Source organism: Cryobacterium sp. TMT3-29-2 (assembly GCF_004564305.1).
Lineage (GTDB): Bacteria > Actinomycetota > Actinomycetes > Actinomycetales > Microbacteriaceae > Cryobacterium > Cryobacterium sinapicolor.
The window spans coordinates 85,713-107,396 of record NZ_SOGK01000065.1 but is presented as its reverse complement, the minus strand read 5'-3'; the positions used below and the strand labels follow the sequence as shown (position 1 = coordinate 107,396).

Genomic DNA, 21,684 nt, shown 5'->3' with positions numbered 1-21,684 from the left:
TGCGCTACATCAAGCCGGACTTCGTGCACGTCTTCGTCGACGGCCGCATCGCAGAGCAGGGCGGCCCCGAGCTCGCCGACCGCCTCGAAGACGAGGGCTACGATCGCTTTCTCACGGAATCGAACGTAGGCTAGATTCATGGTTTCCACGCTGACCCCGGCGCGTTTCGATGAAATCGAGGAGGCGCTCAAAGACGTCATGGACCCGGAACTCGGCATCAACGTCGTCGACCTCGGGCTCATCTACGACCTGGGCTGGGACGATGAGAACGATGCCCTGATCATCCACATGACCCTGACCTCGGCCGGCTGCCCGCTGACCGACGTGCTTGAGGAACAGACCGCCGAGGCGTTGGACGGCGTCGTCGACCAGTTCCGCATCAACTGGGTCTGGATGCCGCCGTGGGGTCCCGAGAAAATCACCGACGACGGTCGGGACATGATGAGGGCCCTCGGCTTCTCCATCTGATCCACGTGCCTCCCTGTGCCCACGAGAATGGGGCACCGGCTATCTGGCCGGTGCCCCATTCTCTGTTCCGGTCCGCGCTCCGCACCGGCGTCACTCGTCCGTCTTGGTGTCCGCAGCGCCCGTTTCCTCTGTGCCTGCCGAGGACGCCAGTTCGGACGGCTCCCAGTTCTCCAGGTTGATCAGGGACGGGTGCGGCCCGACATCGGTCTCGCCCTCCTCGAACATGTCACCCACCGGGCTGGTGGATTCCTGTTTCTCGTCAGGCTCGTCCTGCGGGGGCCCGCTCTGGTTCGCTGGGGGTGGTGTGGCTGAATTCCTGTCCATCGTCGACCTCCTCGCAATCGCGCAGCGACCGCTGCGGCTGCAACCGACGGTAGGCCTCAGCCCTCCCCGCCGCTAGATCGGGAACCCATTTGGTTCCCGCGGCTCGACCGACGGCCGGTGGAAGGTATCGGCTAGGCCTTCGTGACGGTGACGGTCACCGGGGTGGGGTTCGCAAACAGGTCGAGCACGGGGCAGTGCGCGTCGACGGTGGCCCGGAGCTCCTGGTAACGCTCATCCCGTTCCGGACCGCTGAGGGTGATGTTCAAGCGGATCGCGGAGAAGCCGGCCCGCACGTCCTCGTCGAGGCCGAACAGCTTCCGCACGTCGAGGTCCCCTTCCGCGACGATGTCGATCTCGTCGACCTGGATACCGAGCGCCTGGGCGTAGAGGCGATAGACGACTACCTGGCACGAGAGCAAGGCGCCGAGCGCGATCTCCACGGGGCTGGCCGCGCCGTCGTCACCGGCGAGGGCGCCGGGTTCGTCCACGAGGAAGACGTGTCTGCCGGCCGTGACGCGGGTCGCGACCGACCCCTCTCCCGTGGCCGTGACCCGGTAGATGAGTTGCGCCTTCGTGGCGTCAGCCCGGATGCGTTCAGTCCAGGAGATTCCGGCGGCGGTGAGGCGGCCGGCCCGATCGTCGGCCAGGGGGGAGAGGGAGGCAGGCGGCTGCAAGAGTGTCATGCCGTAACCATAGAAGCCGAGTGCGGCTTGGATGCCCCGCCTGGTCACTCAACGTCATGGAGGCCGGCCGGCGGGATGCCACCCGGATTGGCTCAGGCCTATTAGAATGCCATGACAGTGAGTGGAAAGATATTCTAAGTTTATGGTTGAAGTCCTGATAAATGCGAAATCCCGGCGTGAAGCGCAGACGCTGGAGACCCGTACCCTGATTGTTCGCGCCGCGCTGCGCCTGATGCTTCAGCGTGGGTACATGTGCACCACTCTCGGGGCCATTGCCACCGAGGCAGGCGTGGCGGTGCAGACAATCTACAACTCGGTGGGCGGTAAGTCCGCCGTCCTCTCCGCCGTGCTCGACCTCGCGGCCGCACACCCCGGAGAAGCGGATGCCCATCCTGCACCACTGCGCAACCGGGTCGCCGAGGCGCGCACGGCCGCTGAGATCGTCCGAATCCTGACCGATTGGATCGCCGACCTGAACGTGCTGACGTCCGGGGTGCACCGGGTGATCGCCCAGGCGGCCGGCGTCGACGCGGACATCGCCGAGTTGGAGACCCGGCGGTCCGCCCAACGACTCATCCAGTACGGAGAGGTGGCGTCCGCGCTGCGCTCACGGCACAGTCTGCGCGGCGGAGTCAGCGACCACGAGGCGGCGGCAACGGTCTGGGCGCTCGGACATCCGCAGGCGTACAGATCTCTGGTGCTCGACCTCGGCTGGTCCGATGATGCCTACCGGAGCTGGCTGGGGAAGGCGCTCCGGGGGACGCTTTCGCTTCCCGGCGCACTCGGAGACGCAGGCGATCAAATATAGTGGAGAGTTGGTCCGCTTCGGCCCAAAAAAATCCTACGACTCCCCTGAACGGACTGTTGCTGTGCTGAGTGTGCAAAATCTCGAAATCCGAGTTGGGGCGCGCGTGCTCATGGAAGACGTGAGTTTCCGCGTTTCCGCTGGCGACAAGATCGGCCTGGTCGGCCGCAACGGTGCCGGCAAGACGACGCTGACGAAGACCCTCGCAGGCGAGACTGTTCCAACCAACGGTTCCATCAACCGCACCGGTGACATCGGCTACCTGCCCCAGGACCCCCGCTCGGGCGACCCGGAGATGCTCGCCCGCACCCGCATCCTGGACGCGCGCGGCCTCGGCACGATCTCGCTGGGACTCGCCCAGGCCGGCGTCGACATGGGCAGTGACGACCCCAAGGTCAGCGCCAAGGCCATGCGCATCTACGGCAATCTCACCGACGAGTTCAACGCGCTCGGCGGCTACGCGGCCGAGGCGGAAGCCGCGTCGATCGCCAGCAACCTGAACCTCCCCGACCGCATCCTCGACCAGCAGTTACGCACACTGTCCGGTGGACAGCGCCGCCGTATCGAGCTCGCCCGCATCCTGTTCTCGGCGGCGGAAACGATGATCCTCGATGAGCCCACGAACCACCTCGACGCTGACTCCGTGGTCTGGCTGCGGGAGTTCGTCAAGAATTATCGCGGCGGTTGCATCATCATCAGCCACGACATCGAGCTGGTCGGTGACACCGTGAACCGTGTGTTCTACCTCGACGCCAACCGCATGGTCATCGACATCTACAACATGAACTGGAAGAACTACCAGAGGCAGCGCGTCGCCGACGCGGACCGTCGCAAGAAGGAGCGCGCCAACGCCGAGAAGAAGGCGTCGACTCTGCAACTGCAGGCCGCGAAGTTCGGCGCCAAGGCGAGCAAGGCCGCCGCCGCCCACCAGATGGTGGCGCGCGCCGAGAAGCTCCTGTCCGGACTAGACGCCGTGCGGGCAGTCGATCGCGTCGCCAAGCTGCGCTTCCCCGAGCCGGCTCCCTGTGGACGTACCCCGCTGATGGCCACCGACCTCTCGAAGAGCTACGGCTCTCTCGAGATCTTCGCGGCCGTGGACCTGGCCATCGACCGCGGCTCGAAGGTCGTCATTCTCGGCCTCAACGGTGCGGGCAAGACCACCCTGCTGCGCATGCTGGCCGGCGTGGACAAGCCGGACACCGGAGAGATCGTTCCCGGCCACGGCTTGCGGATCGGCTACTACGCGCAGGAGCACGAGACGATCGATGTCAAGCGCAGTGTGCTCGAGAACATGGTGTCCTCCTCGCCCAACATCACCGAGATGGAGGCGCGCCGGGTTCTGGGCTCGTTCCTTTTCACCGGTGACGACTCGCACAAGCCGGCCGGGGTCCTGTCCGGTGGCGAGAAGACCCGGCTGGCCCTGGCCATGATCGTGGTGTCCGGTGCCAACGTGCTACTGCTCGACGAACCGACTAACAACCTCGACCCGGCCAGCCGCGAGGAGATCCTCGACGCCCTGGCGCACTACGCCGGCGCTGTCGTTCTCGTCAGCCACGATGAGGGGGCCGTCGAGGCGCTCAACCCCGAGCGTGTGCTGATCATGCCCGACGGCACAGAGGACCATTGGAACAAGGACTATCTCGATCTGATCATGCTGGCCTGATCACCCTCGCGGACACGACACGAAAGACGCCCGTACCTGCTGGTCCGGGCGCTTTCGTCTGTCTGCGGCTGCGTGGCGATCAGCGGCGGTCGATGAGTTCGTCTTCGATCTCCGAATCACTGCGCGGTCTGGCCGCCAGACGGCGGGCCCGCTCGGCAGCGCGAACGCGCTCGTCCGGATCGTCGAAATTCACGGTGCGGTATTCCTGCCGGATGGCCCAGCCGAGACCGACGAAGCCCATCAGTGCGAACACGAACCACTGGAACGCGTAGGACAGGTGCGGTCCCTCGTCCTTGACGGGGCGGGTGACGGCCACGGGGCGTTCGTCTGGTGCCGGGTCCTCCGACGCCATCAGGCCGTACGCGCCGGTGTACGTCGGGAGATCCAGCCGGGAGGCAACGTCGTCGAGGTTGATGGTGGCGATCTGATTGCCCGTGGCCGACCGGCCGGGCAGTAGGGGCTCACCGGCTTTGAGCCGGGCGACGACGGTGACGGTACCCGAGGGGGCAGCCGGAACGGATGCCGGGGCGTCGGCTGTCTGCCCCGTTGGCAGCCAGCCCCGGTTGACGATGAAGACCGAGCCATCGGCGAGCAGCAGGGGAGTGAGAACCTCGAATCCCGGGTTGATCTGCAGCGGGCGATTTCGCACGATCAGCTCATCGTTGGTCAGATATGTGCCGCTCATGACAACGGGCAGCCACTTCTGGGCCTCGGAGAACGTCTCCAGACCCGGTAGGGCCTCGGCCAGCGGAACCGGTGCCGCCGCGTAGTTGGTCTCGACCTTGCCCATCTCGGTGAGAGCGTCGGCGCGGCGCGCGAGTTGCCACAGGCCCAGACCGGAGCAGACGGCTGCGAAGAGGATGGTGAGGGCAAGGTACCCCGCCCAGCGCCGGGTGAACGCGAATTTCCAACCGATCACGCCGGTCCTGCTTCCGATTTCGTAACCAGCGGGGACACGGCCAGCGGGAAGTCTCGGCTGACCAGGAAGCCGCGGAGGAAGTCCACGTGCAGGTCGCAGGCGAGCCAGGTCTTCACGCGGTCGTCAGCATGAATTCGGGGATTGCGCCAGTCCAACCGCCAGCCGGCGCTCTCACGGCAGCCGGCGCGAGAGCAGTTCGTCGTTTCGAGTTCGGCGCCGAGGCCGATCACGTTCCGCTCTCATCGTTGCCCGGTCCGCGGCGCGGCGCACGGGACACCTGTACGGCGCCCGGGCGAACGACCGTGGAGGCCACGGCGCTGCCCTGCACATTCGCGAAGACGACCGCGACATAGGGGAGGGCGATCGCTCCGATGGCGCAGACGAGAAGCCACCAGCCCTGGACGAAGAGCATGAGCACGATGCAGACCATCCGGATGCCCATGGCGATCGAGTATTTGATCATCCGGGTACGTCGCTCATCCTCGGGCGAGGGTGGGAGCGAGGTGATCGACTGCTGCTTCATGGGTGCCATCGATTCGGTCAGTCGGGGAAGAATCTCCCTGTAAATTCTACGTCTCGTGAGGGCTGAACTCAGACGCCCTAAACTGAAATATACGTGCGTGCGACTGTTCGTTCGCTGAGAAAAAGAGATTGGACCCAGCATGACGACTGGCAGAACTGTCCTTGTCACCGGCGGAAACCGCGGCATCGGATTTTCGATTGCCGAGGAGTTCATCCGGCAGGGCCACCGTGTCGCGGTCACCGCCCGCGCAGGTGTTGGCCCCACCGGTAGCCTGACCGTGCGCGCCGATGTGACGGACGCCGCATCCATCGACGCAGCGTTCACCGAGATCGAGGCTGCGCTCGGCCCGGTCGAGGTTGTGGTCGCCAACGCGGGTATCACCCGGGACATGCTGTTGATGCGGATGAGTGAGGACGACTTCACCTCGGTCGTCGACACCAACCTGAACGGCGCCTTCCGAGTCGTGAAACGCGCCTCCAAGGGGATGCTCAAAGCACGGTTCGGGCGCATCGTGTTGATTTCCAGCGTGGTCGGCCTCTACGGCTCGGCCGGGCAGACCAATTACTCGGCGTCGAAGAGCGGCCTGGTCGGCCTGGCCCGCTCGGTGACCCGTGAGCTGGGCGCCCGAGGCATCACGGCCAACGTCGTCGCCCCCGGCTTCATCGAAACCGATATGACCGCCAAGCTCTCCGAATCACAGCAGGCCGATTACAAGAAGAGCATCCCGGCGGGACGCTTCGCCACCCCGGTCGAGGTGGCCCGGGTCGTCACCTGGCTTGCCGGCGACGACGCCGGGTACATCTCCGGCGCCGTCATCCCCGTGGACGGGGGTCTGGGGATGGGACACTAACCGCGCAGGCCGAGCATCGGGAGGACCTGGCTGAGGTCGCGGGCATCGACGGCCAGGTCCGCCTGGGCCTTCACGATCGGCTTCGCGTTGAAGGCGATCCCCAACCCGGCAGCCCGCATCATGGTCAGGTCGTTGGCGCCGTCGCCGACGGCGACGGTCTGGGGGAGAGCCACGCCTTCGAGGGCAGCCCATTCCCGGAGCGTTGCGGCCTTGGCCGCGGCGTCGATGATGGGTCCGACCAGGCCGCCGGTGAGGCGGCCGTCCGCCACCCCGAGCCGGTTCGCCCGCCAGTGGTCCAGACCGAAGGCGGCGGCAAGGGGGTCGAGCACCTCATGGAAGCCTCCCGAGACCACCCCGATGCGGCTGCCGTGGGCGTGGAGGCCATCGATCAGCTCCCGCACCCCGGGGGTCGGACGGATGAGCCGCCCGACCTCCGCGAACACGTCCGTGGACAATCCGGCCAGGGTCTCCACCCGCAATCGCAGGCTTTCCGCGAAGTCGATCTCACCGAGCATTGCCTGCTCGGTCACCTGGGCGACGAGGGCCAGCGAGCCGGCCGCATCCGCGAGCAACTCGATGACCTCGTCTTCGATCAGGGTGGAATCGGCGTCCAGGACGACGAGGAAACGAACGGGTGCGGTCACGGGTGGACGTGCACTCCCTTGCCGACCACGGTGATGCCGGACTCGGTCACGCTGAAGCCCCGCGCGAGGTCCCGCTCGCGATCGACGCCGACTTCCGCTCCGGCGGCGACAACCACGTCTTTGTCCAGGATCGCCCGACGCACGGTCGCTCCCGGCTTGATCTGCACCCGGTCGAAGACGATCGCGTCCACCACCTGGGCGCCGGAGTCGATGGCGACCCAGGGACCGAGAACGCTGCGTTCGATGTGCGCTCCCGAGATGACGCAGCCGAGGGAGACGATCGAGTCGATCATCGTCCCCAGGAAGCCCCGTCCGTCGCGAACGAACTTCGCCGGCGGGGAGTTCAGCTGCTGGCTGAAGATCGGCCACTTCTGGTTGTAGAGGTTGAACACGGGCAGCGCGCTGATCAGGTCCTGGTGCGCCTCGAAGAACGAGTCGATGGTACCGACGTCGCGCCAGTAGTCCCGGTCACGGTCCGTGGAGCCGGGGACGTCATTGAGCTTGAGGTCGTAGACGCCGGCCTCGCCGCGGGACACGAAGTCGGGGATGATGTCGCCGCCCATGTCGTGGCTGGAATCGGCGCGTTCACCGTCGCGGAGAACGGCCTCGATCAGCGCGTCCGTGTTGAAAACGTAGTTTCCCATGGAGGCGAAGACCTCGTGCGGGGCATCGGCCAGGCCGACGGCGTCCTTCGGCTTCTCGCGGAAATCACTGATGCGGTCCGGCGTCGCCGCATCGACCTCGATGACGCCGAACTGGTCGGCCAGGCCGATCGGCTGACGGATTGCCGCGACGGTCGCGGCGGCTCCGGAGGCGATGTGGGCCTCGATCATCTGGCTGAAGTCCATCCGATACACGTGGTCGGCTCCGACGACGACGACGATGTCGGGCTTCTCGTCATGGATCAGGTTGAGGCTCTGCAGGATCGCGTCGGCGGAACCACTGAACCAGCGTTTGCCGAGCCGCTGCTGTGCAGGCACCGATGCGATATAAGAGTTGAACAGGCCGCCGGAAACGTGCCACGTCTGGGAGACGTGACGGTCGAGGCTGTGCGACTTGTACTGGGTGAGCACCACAAGCTGGGTGAGTCCGGAGTTGATCAGATTCGACAAAGCGAAGTCGATCAACCGGTAATGACCCCCGAAGGGCACCGCCGGTTTCGCACGGTCCTCCGTCAACGGCATGAGCCGTTTTCCTTCTCCGCCGGCGAGCACGATTCCGAAGATCTTCTTTGACTGCATGTCTTTACAGTAGGGCCATTCATCACGTCGATCCAGCACGGATGGGTGTGTCCGTGGCCTGCCTGCGCTAGCTTTGCCTCATGCGAGTGGATCTATTGACAAAGGAATACCCCCCGGAGATTTACGGCGGGGCAGGCGTACATGTGGCGGAGCTTGTGAAGGCCCTCCGCACCGACATCGACGTCTCGGTGCGGTGCTTCGGCGCGCCCCGCGAAGCCGTCGACACCTACACCTACGAGGCGCCGACGGAGCTGGCCGACGCGAATGCGACGCTGGCCACGCTCGGTGTCGACCTTCAAATGGCACAGGACGTGCAGGGTGCCGACATCGTGCACTCGCACACCTGGTACGCCAACGGGGCCGGCCACCTCGCGAAGCTGCTGCACGGGGTCCCGCACGTGGTGACCGCGCACAGCCTTGAGCCGCTCCGCCCCTGGAAGGCCGAGCAGCTCGGCGGGGGCTACCGTGTCTCCAGCTGGATCGAGCGCACCGCCTTCGAAGCGGCGGATGCCGTCATCGCCGTCAGCGGCGGAATGCGCCGTGACATCCTCCGCAGCTACCCGGCGCTGGACGCGTCGCGGGTGCACGTCGTCTACAACGGCATCGACCTCGAGCGGTGGAAGCCCACCGTCGACCTGGACACCGTGCGGGCCCTGGGCATCGACCCGGACCGCCCGGCCGTGGTCTTCGTGGGCCGCATCACCAGGCAGAAGGGACTGCCCTACCTGCTTCGCGCCGCAGCCCTGCTGCCGCCGGAGGTTCAACTGGTGCTCTGCGCAGGAGCCCCCGATACCCCGGGCATCCTGGCGGAGGTCACGGCCGGGGTCGAGGCCCTCCAGCGCGAACGTTCCGGCGTGGTGTGGATCGACCGGCTCCTCTCGCAGCACGACCTGTCCGCGGTACTCACCGCCGGCACCGTCTTCGTCTGCCCGTCGGTGTACGAACCTCTCGGCATCGTCAACCTGGAGGCCATGGCCTGCGGACTGCCGGTCGTCGGAACGGCTACCGGAGGCATCCCCGAGGTCGTCGCCGACGGGGTGACCGGCCGGCTCGTGCCGATCGACCAGGCCACCGACGGAACCGGAACCCCCATCGACGCGGACCTCTTCGTCGCCGACCTGACGCGCACCCTGATCGAGGTCCTCGCCGACCCCGCCAAGGCCGCGGAGATGGGCAGGGCCGGCCGGGTCAGGGCCGAGCAGATGTTCAGCTGGACCCAGATCGCCACCCGCACCCGGGAGATCTACGCCTCGCTGCTCTGAATCAGGGTCTGAATAACCGCCCAAACGGGTGCCGCAGGAATGCGCGGCACCCGTTTCGCGTGTCGGTCGCTCTGCCTCGGCAGATAACATGGTCGTATGGTCAACGTTCTCCAATTCACCGGCGTCTCCGTCGTCCGGGATGGCACCCCCATTCTCGACTCAGTGAATTGGAGTGTTGATGACGACCAGCGCTGGGTCATCCTGGGTCCGAACGGCGCCGGCAAGACCACACTGCTTCAGATCGCCGCCGCGCTCATTCACCCGTCCAGCGGGAGTGCCGTGGTTCTCGACGAACCGATCGGACGCACCGACCTGTTCGAGCTGCGGCCGCGGATCGGGTTCGCCTCCACGGCGATGGCGCGCCGGGTCCCCGCGAACGAGAAGGTCCTCGACGTCGTGATGACGGCCGCGTACTCGGTCACCGGTCGCTGGACCGAGGAATACGAGGCCATCGACGAGCGACGCGCCCAGCGGGTGCTGGGGGAGTGGAAGCTCGACACGCTGGCCGGTCGCAAGTTCGGCACGCTGAGCGACGGCGAGCAGAAGCGGGTGCAGATCGCCCGGTCGATCATGACCGACCCTGAGGTCCTGCTCCTGGACGAACCGGCCGCCAGCCTCGACCTCGGCGCGCGGGAGGAACTGCTGCAGCTCCTCGGCGGGTACGCCAGCGAGTCCGGGTCTCCGGCGATCATCATGGTCACCCACCACGTTGAGGAAATCCCGCTCGGGTTCACCCACGTGCTGCTTCTGTCCGGCGGCCGCGTCGTCAGTGCCGGACCCATCGGCGAGGCTTTGACCGCGGAGTCACTGACCGAGACGTTCGGCCTGTCGATCGAGTTGAGCGAGACCGACGGACGTTTCAGCGCCCGCGCGATCTGACCCTGCCGGATGGCAGTCACCGCCACCGGATTCTGCTAAACTCCATAGTCGGTCCTTGGACCGCACATCTTTTCTGCCGCACCGGGCGAGTCTGAACTCGCTAATCGAAGCGCAACTCACCAATCGAACAGCAATAAGGAAGTCTTCATGAAGTCTGACATTCACCCCACGTACGCTCCCGTGGTTTTCCGCGACCTCGCGTCGGGTGCGACGTTCCTTACCCGTTCGACGGTCTCCAGCCCCAAGACCATCGAGTGGACCGACGGAACCACGTACCCGGTCATCGACGTTGAAATCTCGTCGGAATCGCACCCGTTCTACACCGGCAAGCAGCGGATCATGGACTCCGCCGGCCGCGTCGAGAAGTTCAACTCCCGTTACAAAGGCTTCGGCAAGTAACCCCGCCGCACTCTGCAGCACCCTGTTCAAGACAGGGCGATAACACAGGGCGACCAGCTTCGGCTGGCCGCCCTGTGTTTTTGGGGTTCAGCGCAGGTCGGCGGGATCGGAGGCGTTGTCGTGCGGGTGGCCCCGGGTCAGCGCTCCGGCCAGCCGCCGGCCGCGACGAACTCCGGGTCGCGTTCGCGCCGCATGTAGGTCTGGAAGCTTTCCGCCTGCTGGAGGGACCACTGCGCCTGCAGCACGTGCAGCTCACCGACGGTGACCGGCAGGGCCTTCTCGTGCGCCCGGGCGATGGCCTGGGCGACCCGGCCGGCGGCGATCGCATCAGCACCGGAGTCGTGCGCGTCGTCGAGCCGGACCCCGTAGAACGCACTGGTCACTTCGAGGGTGCGCTTGCCCTTGCGGTACCGGTCGACGGCCTTGTCGATCACCAGCGGGTCGACCACCGGCGACGGTGACACCAGTGGTGCGACCCCGTAGCGGATCGACTCGCGGTTGAGCAGGGTGAGGTCGTAGGGGGCGTTGTATGCCACCAGAGGCAGACCCCGGGCGAGGTGCTTGCGGATCGTGGCGACGATCTCGGCTACGCCGTCGGCGGCGCCCCGGCCGTTTTGGGCGGCGTGCTCGGTCGTGATGCCGTGCACGTTGGTCGCCTGTGCCGGGATCTCGATGCCGGGATCGAGGAGCCAGTCCACGCGCTCGAGCACCTCCCCGGTCACATCGATGATCGCGACGGTGGCCGACACGATGCGGCTCGTCTCCACGTCGGTGCCGGTCGTCTCGAGGTCGAAAACGGCGAGGTTGTCACTCCAGTTGCTCATGGGGAAAGCCTAGGGCCGACCACCGTCATCCTCGGGCACCCGGGGGCCTGGGACGTGGGCCGACGATCCGCCGTGACCGACGTTCAGCCGCAATGCAGCCAGTAGAAGCTCTGCGCTCCCAGGGTCAGGGTCAGCGTGCCCTCGGCGTCAAAGCTGGGGAACACCGACCCGCCGAAGACGTCGTAGAGGCGGAGGCCGGACAGCGACGGGTCTTCGATCCGGCAGGCGATCGGGTTGTGGGAGAAACTGAACACGCACAGCACAGTCTCCGGCTGATCGCCGAAACTCGTGCCCGATCCGGCGTATTCGCGGGTGAAGGCGAGCACCGATTCGTGGTCGGTCGCTAAGACCCGGAGAGCGCCGAGCCCGAAGACCGGATGATTCTTGCGCACGTGGATCACGTTGCGCACCCAGTGCAGCAGCGAACTGGACTGCGCCAGGTTCGACTCCACGTTCGTCTGGGTGTAATTGAAGACCAGGGACTGCACGACCGGCAGGAAAAGCTTTCCGGGGTCCGCAGCCGAGAATCCGGCGTTCCGGTCCGGTGTCCATTGCATGGGCGTGCGGGAGCTGTCCCGGTCGGGCAGCCAGATGTTGTCGCCCATGCCGATCTCGTCCCCGTAGTAGAGAAACGGGCTGCCGGGCAGCGCGAAGAGCAGGGCGTTGGCCAGTTCGAGTTCCGACCGCGAATTGTCCAGCAGGGGCGCGAGGCGACGGCGGATGCCGACGTTCGCCCGCATCCGTGGATCGTACGCATACCAGCCGTACATCGCCTGGCGGTACTCCTCGCTCACCATCTCGAGCGTCAGCTCGTCGTGGTTGCGGAGGAAGACGGCCCACCCGGCCGCAGCGGGGATGTCGGTCGTTTCCGAAAGCACCCGTACGAGTTCATCGGCCCGTTGGGAGCGTAGTGAGTAGAAGATGCGGGGCATGACCGGGAAGTCGAAGGCCATGTGGCACTCGGGTTCGGATTCGGAGCCGAAGTAGGCTGCCACCTCGCGGGGCCACTGGTTCGCCTCGGCGATCAGGACCCGGCCGGGATAGTCGCGGTCCACCAGCGTTCGCAGCTTTCGGACGAACTCGTGGGTGGGCGGCTCGCCCTCGCCGTTGCCCTCGTCGGACTCGTACAGGTAGGGGACGGCATCGAGCCGGAAACCGTCGACGCCCAGGTCGAGCCAGAACCGCACGACCTCGAAGATGGCCTCGTGCACCTGCGGGTTGTCGTAGTTGAGGTCCGGCTGGTGCGAGAAGAACCGGTGGAAATAGAACTGGCGCCGTTCGGAGTCGAAGGCCCAGTTCGAGTCCTCCGTGTCGGTGAAGATGATGCGGATGTCCGGGTACTTCTCGTCCGTGTCGCTCCACACGTAGTAGTCGCCGTAAGGCCCCTCCGGGTGCTCCCGGGACTGCTGGAACCAGTCGTGTTGGTCCGAAGTGTGGTTCAGCGGCAGGTCGATGATGATGCGCATATTGCGTTCGTGCGCCTTGGTCACCAGCTCCTTGAACAACTCGAGGGTACCGAACTCGGGCAGGATCGAACGGTAGTCGGTGACGTCGTAGCCGCCGTCCTTGAGCGGCGATCGGAAGAACGGCGGAGTCCAGAGCGCGTCGATGCCGAGCCACTGCAGGTAATCCAGTTTGGAGATGAGTCCGGCGAGGTCACCGGTCCCATCTCCGTTGCTGTCCACGAAGGAGCGCACCATCACCTCGTAGAACACGGCGCGCCGGTACCAGCGCGGATCCAGGGTGAGGCCCGGAAGCTGGATCGGGGCGGTGAAGCTCATTGCGTTCCTTCCGGCCCGTGGGGCGTCGAGTGCTCAACCGTCGGCCGCCCTAAACTTGGGATGATGAATGTTCCTTCGCCCTACGACGCACTGCTCGCCCAGATCCCTGTGAGGGTCCGGGACGTCCCGGTGCTGGGCAGCGTAACGCGGTATTGGGAGTACGGCGATCCGGCCGCGAGCACGACCGTCGTCATGGTGCACGGATTCCGCGGCGACCACCACGGCCTGGAGCCCGTGGTCGCCCAGCTCCGCGGATTCCGGATGATCTCACCGGACCTCCCCGGCTTCGGAGAGTCCGGGGTACTCCAGGGCGACCGGCACGACATCGCGGGCTACGGCCGGTGGCTGGCGGAGTTCGTGGCGGCGCTGGGTCTGACCGGCCGCGTGGTGGTGCTCGGGCACTCGTTCGGGTCGATCATCGTCGCCGCCTCCGTGGCGGGAGGCCTGCACGCCGACGACGTGGTTCTGGTGAACCCCATCGCCGCGCCCGCCCTGGCCGGGCCGCGCGGCATCCTGACCCGCCTGGCCGTGTTCTACTACTGGGCGGCCGCGCGCCTGCCGGAGCGGCTCGGCTTCGCCCTGCTGCGCAACCGGGTGATCGTGCGGGTGATGAGCGTGACCATGGCCAAGACGGGGGATCCCGGGCTGCGCCGGTGGATCCACGACCAGCACGACCGCTACTTCTCCGCCTTCGCGGACCGCAGGGTCGTGCTGGAGGCCTTCACCGCATCGGTCGGCTCCGACGTCAGCGAGTACGCCGGCCGCATCCCGCAGCGCACGCTGCTGATCGCGGCGGAGAAAGACGACATCACGCCTGTCGCAGCCCAGCACCGGCTGCAGAAGCTGTTCCCCGATGCCACCCTGCAGGTGATCCCCGATGTGGGACACCTGATCCACTACGAGGTCCCCGCCCAGGCGGCCGACGCCCTGCGTCGCTTCCTCGGCGAGGCGGTGACGACATGAGAATCGTCTTCGACTGCCGGTACACCCGGTTCGACCGGCATGACGGCATCAGCCGGTACACGACCGGGCTGGTCACGGAGCTGGGCAAGCTCCACCCTGTCACCATGCTGATCAACGACCACCGGCAGCTCGAGCTGCTTCCCGACCTGCCCTGGCAGCTCGTCAGCGCGCCCACCAGCATCCGGGAACCGTTCATCGCCCGGCAGATCAACCAGCTGAAGCCCGACGTCGTGTTCACCCCGATGCAGACGATGGGCTCCTGGGGCCGGCGTTACCGCCTGCTCCTGACCGTGCACGACCTGATCTACTATCGCAACCGCACCCCGCCGCGGGACCTGCCCGCCCTGGTGCGTCTCGCCTGGCGGTTGTACCACCTGTCGTGGTGGCCGCAACGGATGCTGCTGAACCGGGCCGACGGGGTCGTGACCGTCTCCGAGACCACCCGGAACCTGATCCGGGACAACCGTCTGACGCGGCGGCCGGTCACGGTCATCCACAACGCCGCCGACACGCTGTCGACGCCGCCCGCCGGTCGTCCCCACCCGGAGACGAGTCGCCTGGTCTACATGGGCTCCTTCATGCCGTACAAGAATGTGGACACCCTCGTGCGTGCCGCCGCGGAGCTAACGGGGTACGAGCTGCACTTGATGAGCCGGGTGAGCGAGCCCGAACGGGAGCGCCTGGCCGCCCTGGCGCCGCAGGCGACGCTGGTGTTCCACAACGGAGTCACCGACGAGGACTACGTTCGGGTGCTGCGATCGGCGACCGCGCTGGTCACGGCGTCCCTGGACGAGGGCTTCGGCATCCCCCTGGTCGAGGCGATGAGCCTCGGAATCCCCGTCGTGGTGAGCGACATCCCGATCTTCCGCGAGATCGGCGGCGACGCGGCCCTGTACTTCGACCCGGCCAGCACCGATGCGCTCGTCGCGGCGGTGCGGAGGCTGGGCGCGGGGGAGTGGGCGGCGCGTTCCACGGCATCCGTGGGCGAGGCGGAACGATTCACCTGGCGGGATTCGGCCCAGCGGCTGCTGGAACTGCTTACCGCTGCGGAGCCGGTTCAGCCGGTGTAATGCGTGTTCTCGGCCCGGCCGCGGAGGGTGGCGTCGAAATGTGTCAGCTCGAGCCGGCCGTCCCGCCAGACGAAGTCGTGCACCGACCCGTTCGCGATGAGTTCGTTCTGGCGCGGCCGTTCGCCGGCCGTGCTGTGGCGCAGCAGGGTACCGATCACCCCGCCGTGGCAGACGACCAGCACTGACTGGTCGGGTCGCGCGGCGGCCAGCAGCCCGAAGGCAGGCAGCACCCGGTCGAGCACCTCCTGGCGCGTCTCGAGGCCGGGAACGGAGACGCCGTTGGGAAAGCGGAGCTGCCTCTCGGCGAACGTCAGTCCCTCGATCTGGCCGTGATGCCGCTCGGTGAGCTCCGGGATGACCTCCGGTCTCGGCAGTCCGAGCTCGCCGGCGATGATCCGGGCCGTCTCGTGGGCACGGTCGAGCGGGCTCGTGACGATCGTGTCCCAGTTCCGGGAGCGCAACCGCAGGCCTGCCTCAGCGGCCTGCGCCCGGCCGGTCGAGTTGAGGGGGATGTCCGTGCTGCCCTGGATCCGGGTGTGCAGGTTCCACTCGGTCTGTCCGTGTCGCACGATCGAAAGTCTGGTCATCCTGCCGTTTCCGTTGTCGCCGGGGGTGGTGGTCGAAAAGGTCTGATTCACGCCGGTGTCCCGGCGAGACGGTCGGCCAGCCCCGTCAGGGACTCCGACGTGCCGGCTTCCAGTTTGATCAGAGCCCGGCCGTCCCCCTTGGTCTCGCCACGGTTGATGACGACGATCGGAAGTTTGCGGCGCCGGGCCTGTTCCAGCAGACGGATACCCGAGTTCACGAACAGGGACGATCCGGCGATGATCAGGGCCTCCGCACCGGAGACGAGCGCCGTGGCCTCGGTGAACTTCACCGTCGGCACCAGCTCACCGAAGAAGACGACGTTGGGCTTGAGCATGCCGCCGCAGACCGTGCAGTCTGGGATCGTGAAACCGTCGACGTCGGACACGTCGGCATCGCCGTCGGGGGCGGTGCGCACGTCATCCGGTGTCATCAGGGTCGGGTTGGCCGCTTCGAGGCGTGCGGCGACGCTGTCGCGGCCGTACGCCTGACCGCAGTCCAGGCAGACGACGAGGTCCAGCGACCCGTGCAGGTCCACGACGTGCCGTGACCCGGCCCGGGTGTGCAGGCCGTCCACATTCTGCGTGATGACGCCGCTGATCAGACCGGCGTGCTCCAGCCGGGCCAGGGCGCGGTGCCCGTCGTTGGGCTCCGCGGAGCGGAACCGGTGCCAGCCGAGGTGGCTGCCGGCCCAGTAGCGTTTGCGGGCGCGCTCGTCGCCGACGAAGGTCAGGTAGTTCATCGGGGTGCGCACGGGGGCACCCTTCCCACGGTAGTCGGGAATGCCCGAATCGGTGCTCAGACCGGCTCCGGTCAAGACCGCGGTGTGGCGGCCGCGGAGTAGCTCGGCCACGGCGTCCAGCGCGTCGGCGGCGCCGCCGACGGCGACCGGAAGCGTTTCGGTGGTCATGCAGCTCCATCCTGTGTACACCGAGTCTAAACTCGCGAGTTTTCGACTTGGAGACGTTCCTGGCAGGCTGGACGGATCATCTCCGTGAAAGGCGCCCCCGCTGTGCAGATCGTTCCCATCGAAAACCTTGACCTGCCTGGTCTCGCCGACTTTTCGCGACTGACGGATGTCGCGCTCCGCCGCGTCTCCGAACCCGCCGGCGGGCTGTACATCGCCGAGTCCAGCAAGGTCATCACCCGGGCCCTCGCCGCCGGCCACCGCCCGCGGTCCGTGCTGCTGCAGGAGCAGTGGCTGCCCGACGTGCTGCCGCTGCTCGCGGACTGGCCGGACGTGCCCGTGTACGTCGGCGCAGCATCCGTGCTCGAACGGCTCACCGGCTACAACCTGCACCGCGGTGCGCTGGCGGCGATGCACCGCCCGGACCTGGCTTCGGTGCACGAGGTGATCAAGGATGCGCGGCGCATCGTGATCCTCGAGGACATCGTGGACCACACCAACGTCGGCGCCATCTTCCGTTCGGTCGCCGGACTCGGCGCAGACGCCGTGTTGATCACGCCCCGCTGCGCCGACCCGCTGTACCGACGCAGCGTGCGGGTGAGCATGGGCACGGTGCTGCAGGTGCCGTGGACCCGGCTGCCGGAATGGAACGAGGCCGCCCCGATGCTTCACGACGCCGGTTTCCACCTCGCGGCCCTCGCGCTGGCGGACGACGCCGTCAGCCTCGACCGGTTCGCCGGGAACACGCCGGAACGCCTGGCCCTGATCCTCGGCGCCGAGGGCGACGGCCTCAGCACCCAGGCTCTCGCTGCCGCCGATACCGTCGTGACGATCCCCATGCTGCACGGAGTCGACTCGCTCAACGTGGCCTCGGCCAGCGCGGTGGCGCTGTACGCTCTGCGCGTCTGAACACGAGCGCTTGATAGAGTCGTCGGATGCCCCTGACCCGACGCCAAACGTTCCTCCGCCGTCGGATCGCCGTCGTGGCGGCTCTGGCTCTCACCCTCGGTGGTGTCGGCTATCTGGCCGGCACGGGGCTGGCGCCGGTTCCGGCCGCGGCGGTCGAGCTGATCGAACCGGCGACGCTCACCCAGCCGGCCGCCGAGCTGGTCTGGCCGGATGACGGCGCGGGCTCCATCGGCGCCGTCGGCTACCCGGGACTGCTCGGGTCCACCGGCGATCAGGGGTCCATGCCGATCGCTAGTATCACGAAGATGGTCACCGCGCTCGTGCTGCTCGAAGAGAAGCCCCTGAACGGCAAGGAACCCGGCCCGGACATCCGATTCACCGACGACGACGTCGACATCTACTACGACGTACTGGCCGAGGACGGTTCGGTCGCGCCCGTGTCCGCCGGCATGGTGCTCAGCCAGCGGGAGGCCTTCGAGGCCATGCTCCTGCCCTCCGCGAACAACTACAGCATCTCCCTGGCCATCTGGGCGTTCGGCTCCGTGGACGCCTACCTGGCTGAGGCCGAAGCTTGGCTGACCGACAACGGCCTGACCGACACAACGGTGGCGGACACCAGCGGGTTGTCGCCGGCCAGCGTGAGCAGCCCCGCCGACCTGGTAAGGCTCGGCAAACTCGTTCTGGCCGATCCCGTCCTGGCCGAGATCGTGTCCATGGAGACCTCCGACCTGCCCATCATCGGCACGGTCAGCAACACCAACAAACTCCTCGGCTCCAACGGTGTCACCGGGATGAAGACCGGAACCACGGATGAGGCCGGCGCCTGTCTGCTGTACTCGGCCGAGTTCTCGGTCGGCGGCGAGACCATCACCGTGGTCGGCGTCATGCTCGGCGGCGACACGCACAGTGCGCTGAACGCGTCGATCGTGGACCTGCTCGACAGCGTCGAGCCCGGCTTCCGCGAGGTCAACCTGGCCGACAAGGGCACCGCCTACGCGTCCTACGGTACCCAGTGGGGGCAGACGAGCCGGGCGGTCGCCGCAGAGGGGGCATCCGCCGTGGTCTGGTCGGACACGCCGATCACCGCCGTTCCCTCGGCGCGACCGGTCACCCTGGGGAAGGTCGGCGACTCGGCCGGCGCGATCGACTTCCAGGTGGGGGAGAGCACGGTGAGCGTGCCGCTGGTGCTCGACGGTGAGCTCACCGACCCGGGGCCCGCCTGGCGGTTCACACACCCGGGCGAGCTGGCCGCCGGCTAAACGCAACTCGGATCGGGCGGGCCGGCCCTAGCGCCGGGGCTGGCTGAACGGCCCGGCGTCGGGGCGCTTGGGCAGCATGTTGTCGCCGGAGGACTGGTGCCGGATGCGGCGCAGCGCCCAGGGCAGCAGGTACTCCCGCGCCCACTGCATGTCCTCCGTGCGAGCCTCCCGGAAGGTGCGACCCGGCGCGGGTTCGGGTTTCTGCGGTTCGAGTGCATTGGGAACTTTGAGCACGGACAGCACCATCCGGGCGACGGTGTGGTGGCCGAGCGCGTTCAGGTGCAGCCGGTCCTGAGACCACATACGGGCATCCTGGATCTCGGTCAGCGACCAGAGGTCGGCGACGACACAGTCGTATTTCGTCGCGACCGCGCGCAGGTTCTCGTTGTAGATGGCGATCTTGCCTCGGATCCCACGGAACATGGGGGAGAAGCCCACATCGGCGCCCGTGAACAGGACGATGGTGGCGTTGTCGCGGCTGAGCCGGCTGATCTCCTTCTCGACCTGGGCGGCGATCAGGTCGGGGTCGGAACCCGGTCGGAGCACGTCGTTTCCGCCCCCGGAGAAGGTGATCAGGTCCGGATGCAGCGCGAGCGCCGTGTCCACTTGCCCTTCGCTGATCTGGTGGATCAGCTTGCCGCGCACGGCGAGGTTCGCGTAGGCGAAGTCCGGCGTGCCCTGGCTGAGCACCTCGGCGAACCGGTCCGACCAGCCCCGGTTCCCACCCGGGCTCGTCGGCTCCGGATCACCCAGACCCTCGGTGAAGGAGTCGCCGAGGGCGACATAGCGGGACCACGGATGCATCGGCGTCGTCATTACTCCATTCTCCCCCGCACCACAGCCGTCCGTTCAACGGGTAAGTTCTTATGAAGTGAATACTCCACCCCCTTTCGGTCCTGCCCAGGGGACGAGTGCAGCCGAGCACCTTTCACCCTCGTTTCCGGAGCGTGCCGCGTGGGGTACTGCCGGCAAGCTGCGGGCGTGGCAGGCCGAGGCGCTGGAAGCGTACTTCGTGCACCAGCCGCGGGATTTCCTCGCCGCTGCAACCCCGGGCGCCGGCAAGACCACGTTCGCCCTGCGGCTCGCCGCCGAGCTGAAGGCCCGCCGGTTGATCGACAGCATCACGGTTGTCGCACCCACCGAGCACCTCAAGCGCCAGTGGGCGGATGCCGCTGCTCGGGCGGGCATCCGGCTGGACCCGAACTTCAAGAACGCCAACGGCCGCTATGGCAACCACTACCACGGCATCGCCGTCACCTACGCCCAGGTGGCCAGCCGGGCGGCCCTGCACCGGCAACTCACCCAGTCCAGCCGCACCCTGGTGATCCTGGACGAGGTGCACCACGGCGGGGACGCGCTGAGCTGGGGCGACGCGATCCGGGAGGCCTTCGAGCCGGCCACCCGCCGCCTCTCGCTCACCGGCACCCCGTTCCGTTCGGACACCTCACCGATCCCGTTCGTGAGTTACCTGCCGGACGAGCACGGCATCCGTCTGTCCCAGAGCGACTACAGCTACGGTTATGGCCGCGCACTCGAAGACGGTGTCGTGCGCCCGGTGATGTTCATGGTCTACGCCGGCCACATGAAGTGGCGCACCCGCGCCGGCGACGAGATGGAGGCCAAACTCGGCGAGGGGAACACCAAGGACATCACCTCCCAGGCGTGGCGCACCGCCCTGGAACCCACCGGGCAGTGGATCCCCGCGGTTCTTCGCGCGGCCGACTCGCGTCTCACCCAGGTGCGCCACGGCATCCCGGATGCCGGTGGCCTCGTCATCGCCACCGACCAGACCATGGCGCGGGCCTACGCGGCCATCCTGCAGGAGATCTCGGGGGAGTCGGTGACCGTCGTGCTCTCCGACGAGAAGGAGTCGAGCGACCGGATCGACGAATTCGCGCACAACACCTCGCGTTGGATGGTCGCGGTGCGGATGGTCTCGGAGGGAGTCGACGTGCCGCGCCTCGCCGTGGGTGTCTACGCGACCAGCGCCTCCACGCCGCTCTTCTTCGCGCAGGCCATCGGCCGGTTCGTGCGGGCCCGCCGCCGCGGCGAGACGGCGTCGATCTTCCTGCCCAATGTGCCCAGCCTGCTCAGCCTGGCGAACGCGCTCGAACTGGAACGCGACCACGCCCTCGACCGGAGCAACCGCGATGACGGCGACGACGGCATGTACAACCCCGAAGACGCCATGGTCGCCGACGCCAACAAGTCGGAGAAGGCCTCCGACGACCTCGGCGAGGAGTTCACCTGGCAGGCCATCGACTCCCAGGCCACCTTCGACATGGTGATGTTCAACGGCGACGAGTTCGGCGAACTGGCGGAACCGGGCACCGACGAGGAATTCGACTTCATCGGCATCCCCGGGCTGCTCGAGCCGGAGCAGGTCTCCGAACTGCTGCGGCAGCGCCAGCACCGGCAGGCCAAACGCTCCACCGACCGTCGCAAGGACCCGAGCACGGGCGAGGTCGCTCCGGTGGAACCGCCGCCGCTGTATCGCACCCTCAAGGAGCAACGAACCCTGCTGGCGAGCCTGGTGGGAATGTGGTCGAAGCTCGCCGGTGAGCCCCACGGCATGGTGCATGCCGAACTGCGGCGGGAGTGCGGCGGCCCCGCGGTGGCGCAGGCCAGCGTCACGCAGCTGCAGAACCGGATCGACCTGCTCCGCCGCCGGCTCGGCCGCAGCTGACCGGCGAGAGTGCCCGTTCCGGTCGAGAGTGACCCGCGCA

The 21,684-nt window shown here is 67.2% G+C and carries 24 protein-coding genes and 1 pseudogene; 13 read left to right on the top strand and 12 right to left on the bottom strand.

Features of this window, described 5'->3' with window-relative positions; genetic code table 11:
- Both sufC and E3O67_RS07925 read left to right on the top strand, forming a co-directional pair.
- Positions 1–134 (top strand): annotated as a pseudogene (sufC, locus tag E3O67_RS17420) (Fe-S cluster assembly ATPase SufC); the annotation flags it as partial.
- 4 nt (positions 135–138) lie between these two features.
- On the top strand, positions 139–468 hold the full coding sequence (locus tag E3O67_RS07925; protein WP_134366452.1) for a metal-sulfur cluster assembly factor: 330 nt from the start codon (positions 139–141) through the stop codon (positions 466–468).
- Positions 469–558: 90 nt separating this feature from the next.
- Here the strand turns inward: E3O67_RS07925 and E3O67_RS07920 are convergent, their stop codons facing one another.
- Positions 559–792, bottom strand: a complete 234-nt coding sequence (locus tag E3O67_RS07920) for a hypothetical protein (RefSeq protein WP_134429716.1) — start codon at positions 790–792, stop codon at positions 559–561.
- Positions 793–923: 131 nt separating this feature from the next.
- Complete coding sequence (locus E3O67_RS07915) at positions 924–1,475, bottom strand: OsmC family protein (protein ID WP_134429718.1); 552 nt, start codon at positions 1,473–1,475, stop codon at positions 924–926.
- Between the two features lie 142 nt (positions 1,476–1,617).
- On the opposite strand from E3O67_RS07915, the gene E3O67_RS07910 reads away from it, so the two are divergent.
- Entirely contained in the window at positions 1,618–2,283 is a 666-nt protein-coding gene (locus E3O67_RS07910; protein ID WP_135102411.1) for a TetR/AcrR family transcriptional regulator, read from the top strand.
- A gap of 61 nt (positions 2,284–2,344) precedes the next feature.
- Positions 2,345–3,943 (top strand): ABC-F family ATP-binding cassette domain-containing protein, encoded by a 1,599-nt coding sequence (locus tag E3O67_RS07905; RefSeq protein ID WP_134429722.1) that lies wholly within the window; start codon positions 2,345–2,347, stop codon positions 3,941–3,943.
- Positions 3,944–4,022: 79 nt separating this feature from the next.
- On the opposite strand, the gene E3O67_RS07900 is transcribed toward E3O67_RS07905, so the two are convergent.
- The 3 genes from E3O67_RS07900 to E3O67_RS07890 are packed head-to-tail and all read right to left on the bottom strand — an operon-like array spanning position 4,023 to position 5,385.
- Positions 4,023–4,862 (bottom strand): SURF1 family protein, encoded by an 840-nt coding sequence (locus E3O67_RS07900; protein WP_134429724.1) that lies wholly within the window; start codon positions 4,860–4,862, stop codon positions 4,023–4,025.
- Positions 4,859–5,092, bottom strand: coding sequence for a hypothetical protein (locus E3O67_RS07895; protein ID WP_134429726.1), 234 nt, complete (start codon positions 5,090–5,092; stop codon positions 4,859–4,861). The genes E3O67_RS07900 and E3O67_RS07895 overlap by 4 nt, the downstream gene beginning before the upstream one ends.
- Complete coding sequence (locus E3O67_RS07890) at positions 5,089–5,385, bottom strand: DUF3099 domain-containing protein (protein WP_134429728.1); 297 nt, start codon at positions 5,383–5,385, stop codon at positions 5,089–5,091. Before E3O67_RS07890 ends, E3O67_RS07895 begins: the two co-directional genes overlap by 4 nt.
- Before the next feature lie 139 nt (positions 5,386–5,524).
- Here E3O67_RS07890 and fabG point away from each other — a divergent pair, with 139 nt between their 5' ends.
- Entirely contained in the window at positions 5,525–6,235 is a 711-nt protein-coding gene (fabG, locus tag E3O67_RS07885; RefSeq protein WP_135102410.1) for a 3-oxoacyl-ACP reductase FabG, read from the top strand.
- On the opposite strand, the gene serB is transcribed toward fabG, so the two are convergent.
- Together serB and E3O67_RS07875 are read right to left on the bottom strand one after the other, a co-directional pair.
- On the bottom strand, positions 6,232–6,879 hold the full coding sequence (gene serB, locus E3O67_RS07880; protein ID WP_135102409.1) for a phosphoserine phosphatase SerB: 648 nt from the start codon (positions 6,877–6,879) through the stop codon (positions 6,232–6,234). The two genes, fabG and serB, sit on opposite strands and share 4 nt — an antisense overlap.
- Entirely contained in the window at positions 6,876–8,120 is a 1,245-nt protein-coding gene (locus E3O67_RS07875) for a glucose-1-phosphate adenylyltransferase (protein WP_134429734.1), read from the bottom strand. Before E3O67_RS07875 ends, serB begins: the two co-directional genes overlap by 4 nt.
- Positions 8,121–8,200: 80 nt before the next feature.
- Between E3O67_RS07875 and glgA the strand changes: the two genes are divergently transcribed.
- The 3 genes from glgA to E3O67_RS07860 all read left to right on the top strand — a co-directional run bounded on the left by glgA (position 8,201) and on the right by E3O67_RS07860 (position 10,660).
- Positions 8,201–9,382, top strand: a complete 1,182-nt coding sequence (gene glgA, locus E3O67_RS07870) for a glycogen synthase (protein ID WP_134429736.1) — start codon at positions 8,201–8,203, stop codon at positions 9,380–9,382.
- A gap of 96 nt (positions 9,383–9,478) precedes the next feature.
- The gene (locus tag E3O67_RS07865) at positions 9,479–10,261 is read left to right on the top strand and encodes an ABC transporter ATP-binding protein (RefSeq protein ID WP_134429738.1); all 783 of its coding nucleotides are present in this window, start codon (positions 9,479–9,481) and stop codon (positions 10,259–10,261) included.
- A gap of 147 nt (positions 10,262–10,408) precedes the next feature.
- Positions 10,409–10,660, top strand: a complete 252-nt coding sequence (locus tag E3O67_RS07860; RefSeq protein WP_134429740.1) for a type B 50S ribosomal protein L31 — start codon at positions 10,409–10,411, stop codon at positions 10,658–10,660.
- 137 nt (positions 10,661–10,797) lie between these two features.
- On the opposite strand, the gene E3O67_RS07855 is transcribed toward E3O67_RS07860, so the two are convergent.
- Together E3O67_RS07855 and treS are read right to left on the bottom strand one after the other, a co-directional pair.
- Positions 10,798–11,484 (bottom strand): 3'-5' exonuclease, encoded by a 687-nt coding sequence (locus tag E3O67_RS07855; protein ID WP_135102408.1) that lies wholly within the window; start codon positions 11,482–11,484, stop codon positions 10,798–10,800.
- 83 nt (positions 11,485–11,567) lie between these two features.
- On the bottom strand, positions 11,568–13,265 hold the full coding sequence (gene treS / locus E3O67_RS07850) for a maltose alpha-D-glucosyltransferase (RefSeq protein ID WP_134429744.1): 1,698 nt from the start codon (positions 13,263–13,265) through the stop codon (positions 11,568–11,570).
- 63 nt (positions 13,266–13,328) lie between these two features.
- On the opposite strand from treS, the gene E3O67_RS07845 reads away from it, so the two are divergent.
- Together E3O67_RS07845 and E3O67_RS07840 are read left to right on the top strand one after the other, a co-directional pair.
- Positions 13,329–14,228 carry an alpha/beta fold hydrolase gene (locus tag E3O67_RS07845; RefSeq protein ID WP_135102407.1) on the top strand — a complete coding sequence of 300 codons (900 nt, stop codon included), beginning with the start codon at positions 13,329–13,331 and terminating at the stop codon, positions 14,226–14,228.
- On the top strand, positions 14,225–15,298 hold the full coding sequence (locus E3O67_RS07840) for a glycosyltransferase family 1 protein (protein WP_134429748.1): 1,074 nt from the start codon (positions 14,225–14,227) through the stop codon (positions 15,296–15,298). Before E3O67_RS07845 ends, E3O67_RS07840 begins: the two co-directional genes overlap by 4 nt.
- Here E3O67_RS07840 and E3O67_RS07835 read toward each other — a convergent pair.
- Positions 15,286–15,885: a histidine phosphatase family protein gene (locus E3O67_RS07835; RefSeq protein ID WP_134429750.1), complete on the bottom strand. Its 600-nt coding sequence runs from the start codon at positions 15,883–15,885 to the stop codon at positions 15,286–15,288. The genes E3O67_RS07840 and E3O67_RS07835 overlap by 13 nt on opposite strands.
- Positions 15,886–15,932: 47 nt before the next feature.
- A complete protein-coding gene (locus E3O67_RS07830) occupies positions 15,933–16,793 on the bottom strand; it encodes a Sir2 family NAD-dependent protein deacetylase (RefSeq protein WP_134429752.1) in 861 nt (286 codons plus the stop codon).
- Positions 16,794–16,895: 102 nt separating this feature from the next.
- Between E3O67_RS07830 and E3O67_RS07825 the strand changes: the two genes are divergently transcribed.
- Positions 16,896–17,699 carry an RNA methyltransferase gene (locus E3O67_RS07825; protein ID WP_134429841.1) on the top strand — a complete coding sequence of 268 codons (804 nt, stop codon included), beginning with the start codon at positions 16,896–16,898 and terminating at the stop codon, positions 17,697–17,699.
- 26 nt (positions 17,700–17,725) lie between these two features.
- Entirely contained in the window at positions 17,726–18,958 is a 1,233-nt protein-coding gene (locus tag E3O67_RS07820; protein WP_134429754.1) for a D-alanyl-D-alanine carboxypeptidase family protein, read from the top strand.
- 27 nt (positions 18,959–18,985) lie between these two features.
- Here the strand turns inward: E3O67_RS07820 and E3O67_RS07815 are convergent, their stop codons facing one another.
- On the bottom strand, positions 18,986–19,774 hold the full coding sequence (locus E3O67_RS07815) for an SGNH/GDSL hydrolase family protein (protein ID WP_135102406.1): 789 nt from the start codon (positions 19,772–19,774) through the stop codon (positions 18,986–18,988).
- A 55-nt stretch (positions 19,775–19,829) separates the two neighbouring features.
- Here E3O67_RS07815 and E3O67_RS07810 point away from each other — a divergent pair, with 55 nt between their 5' ends.
- Positions 19,830–21,644: a DEAD/DEAH box helicase gene (locus tag E3O67_RS07810; RefSeq protein ID WP_135102405.1), complete on the top strand. Its 1,815-nt coding sequence runs from the start codon at positions 19,830–19,832 to the stop codon at positions 21,642–21,644.
- Positions 21,645–21,684 lie beyond the last annotated feature (40 nt).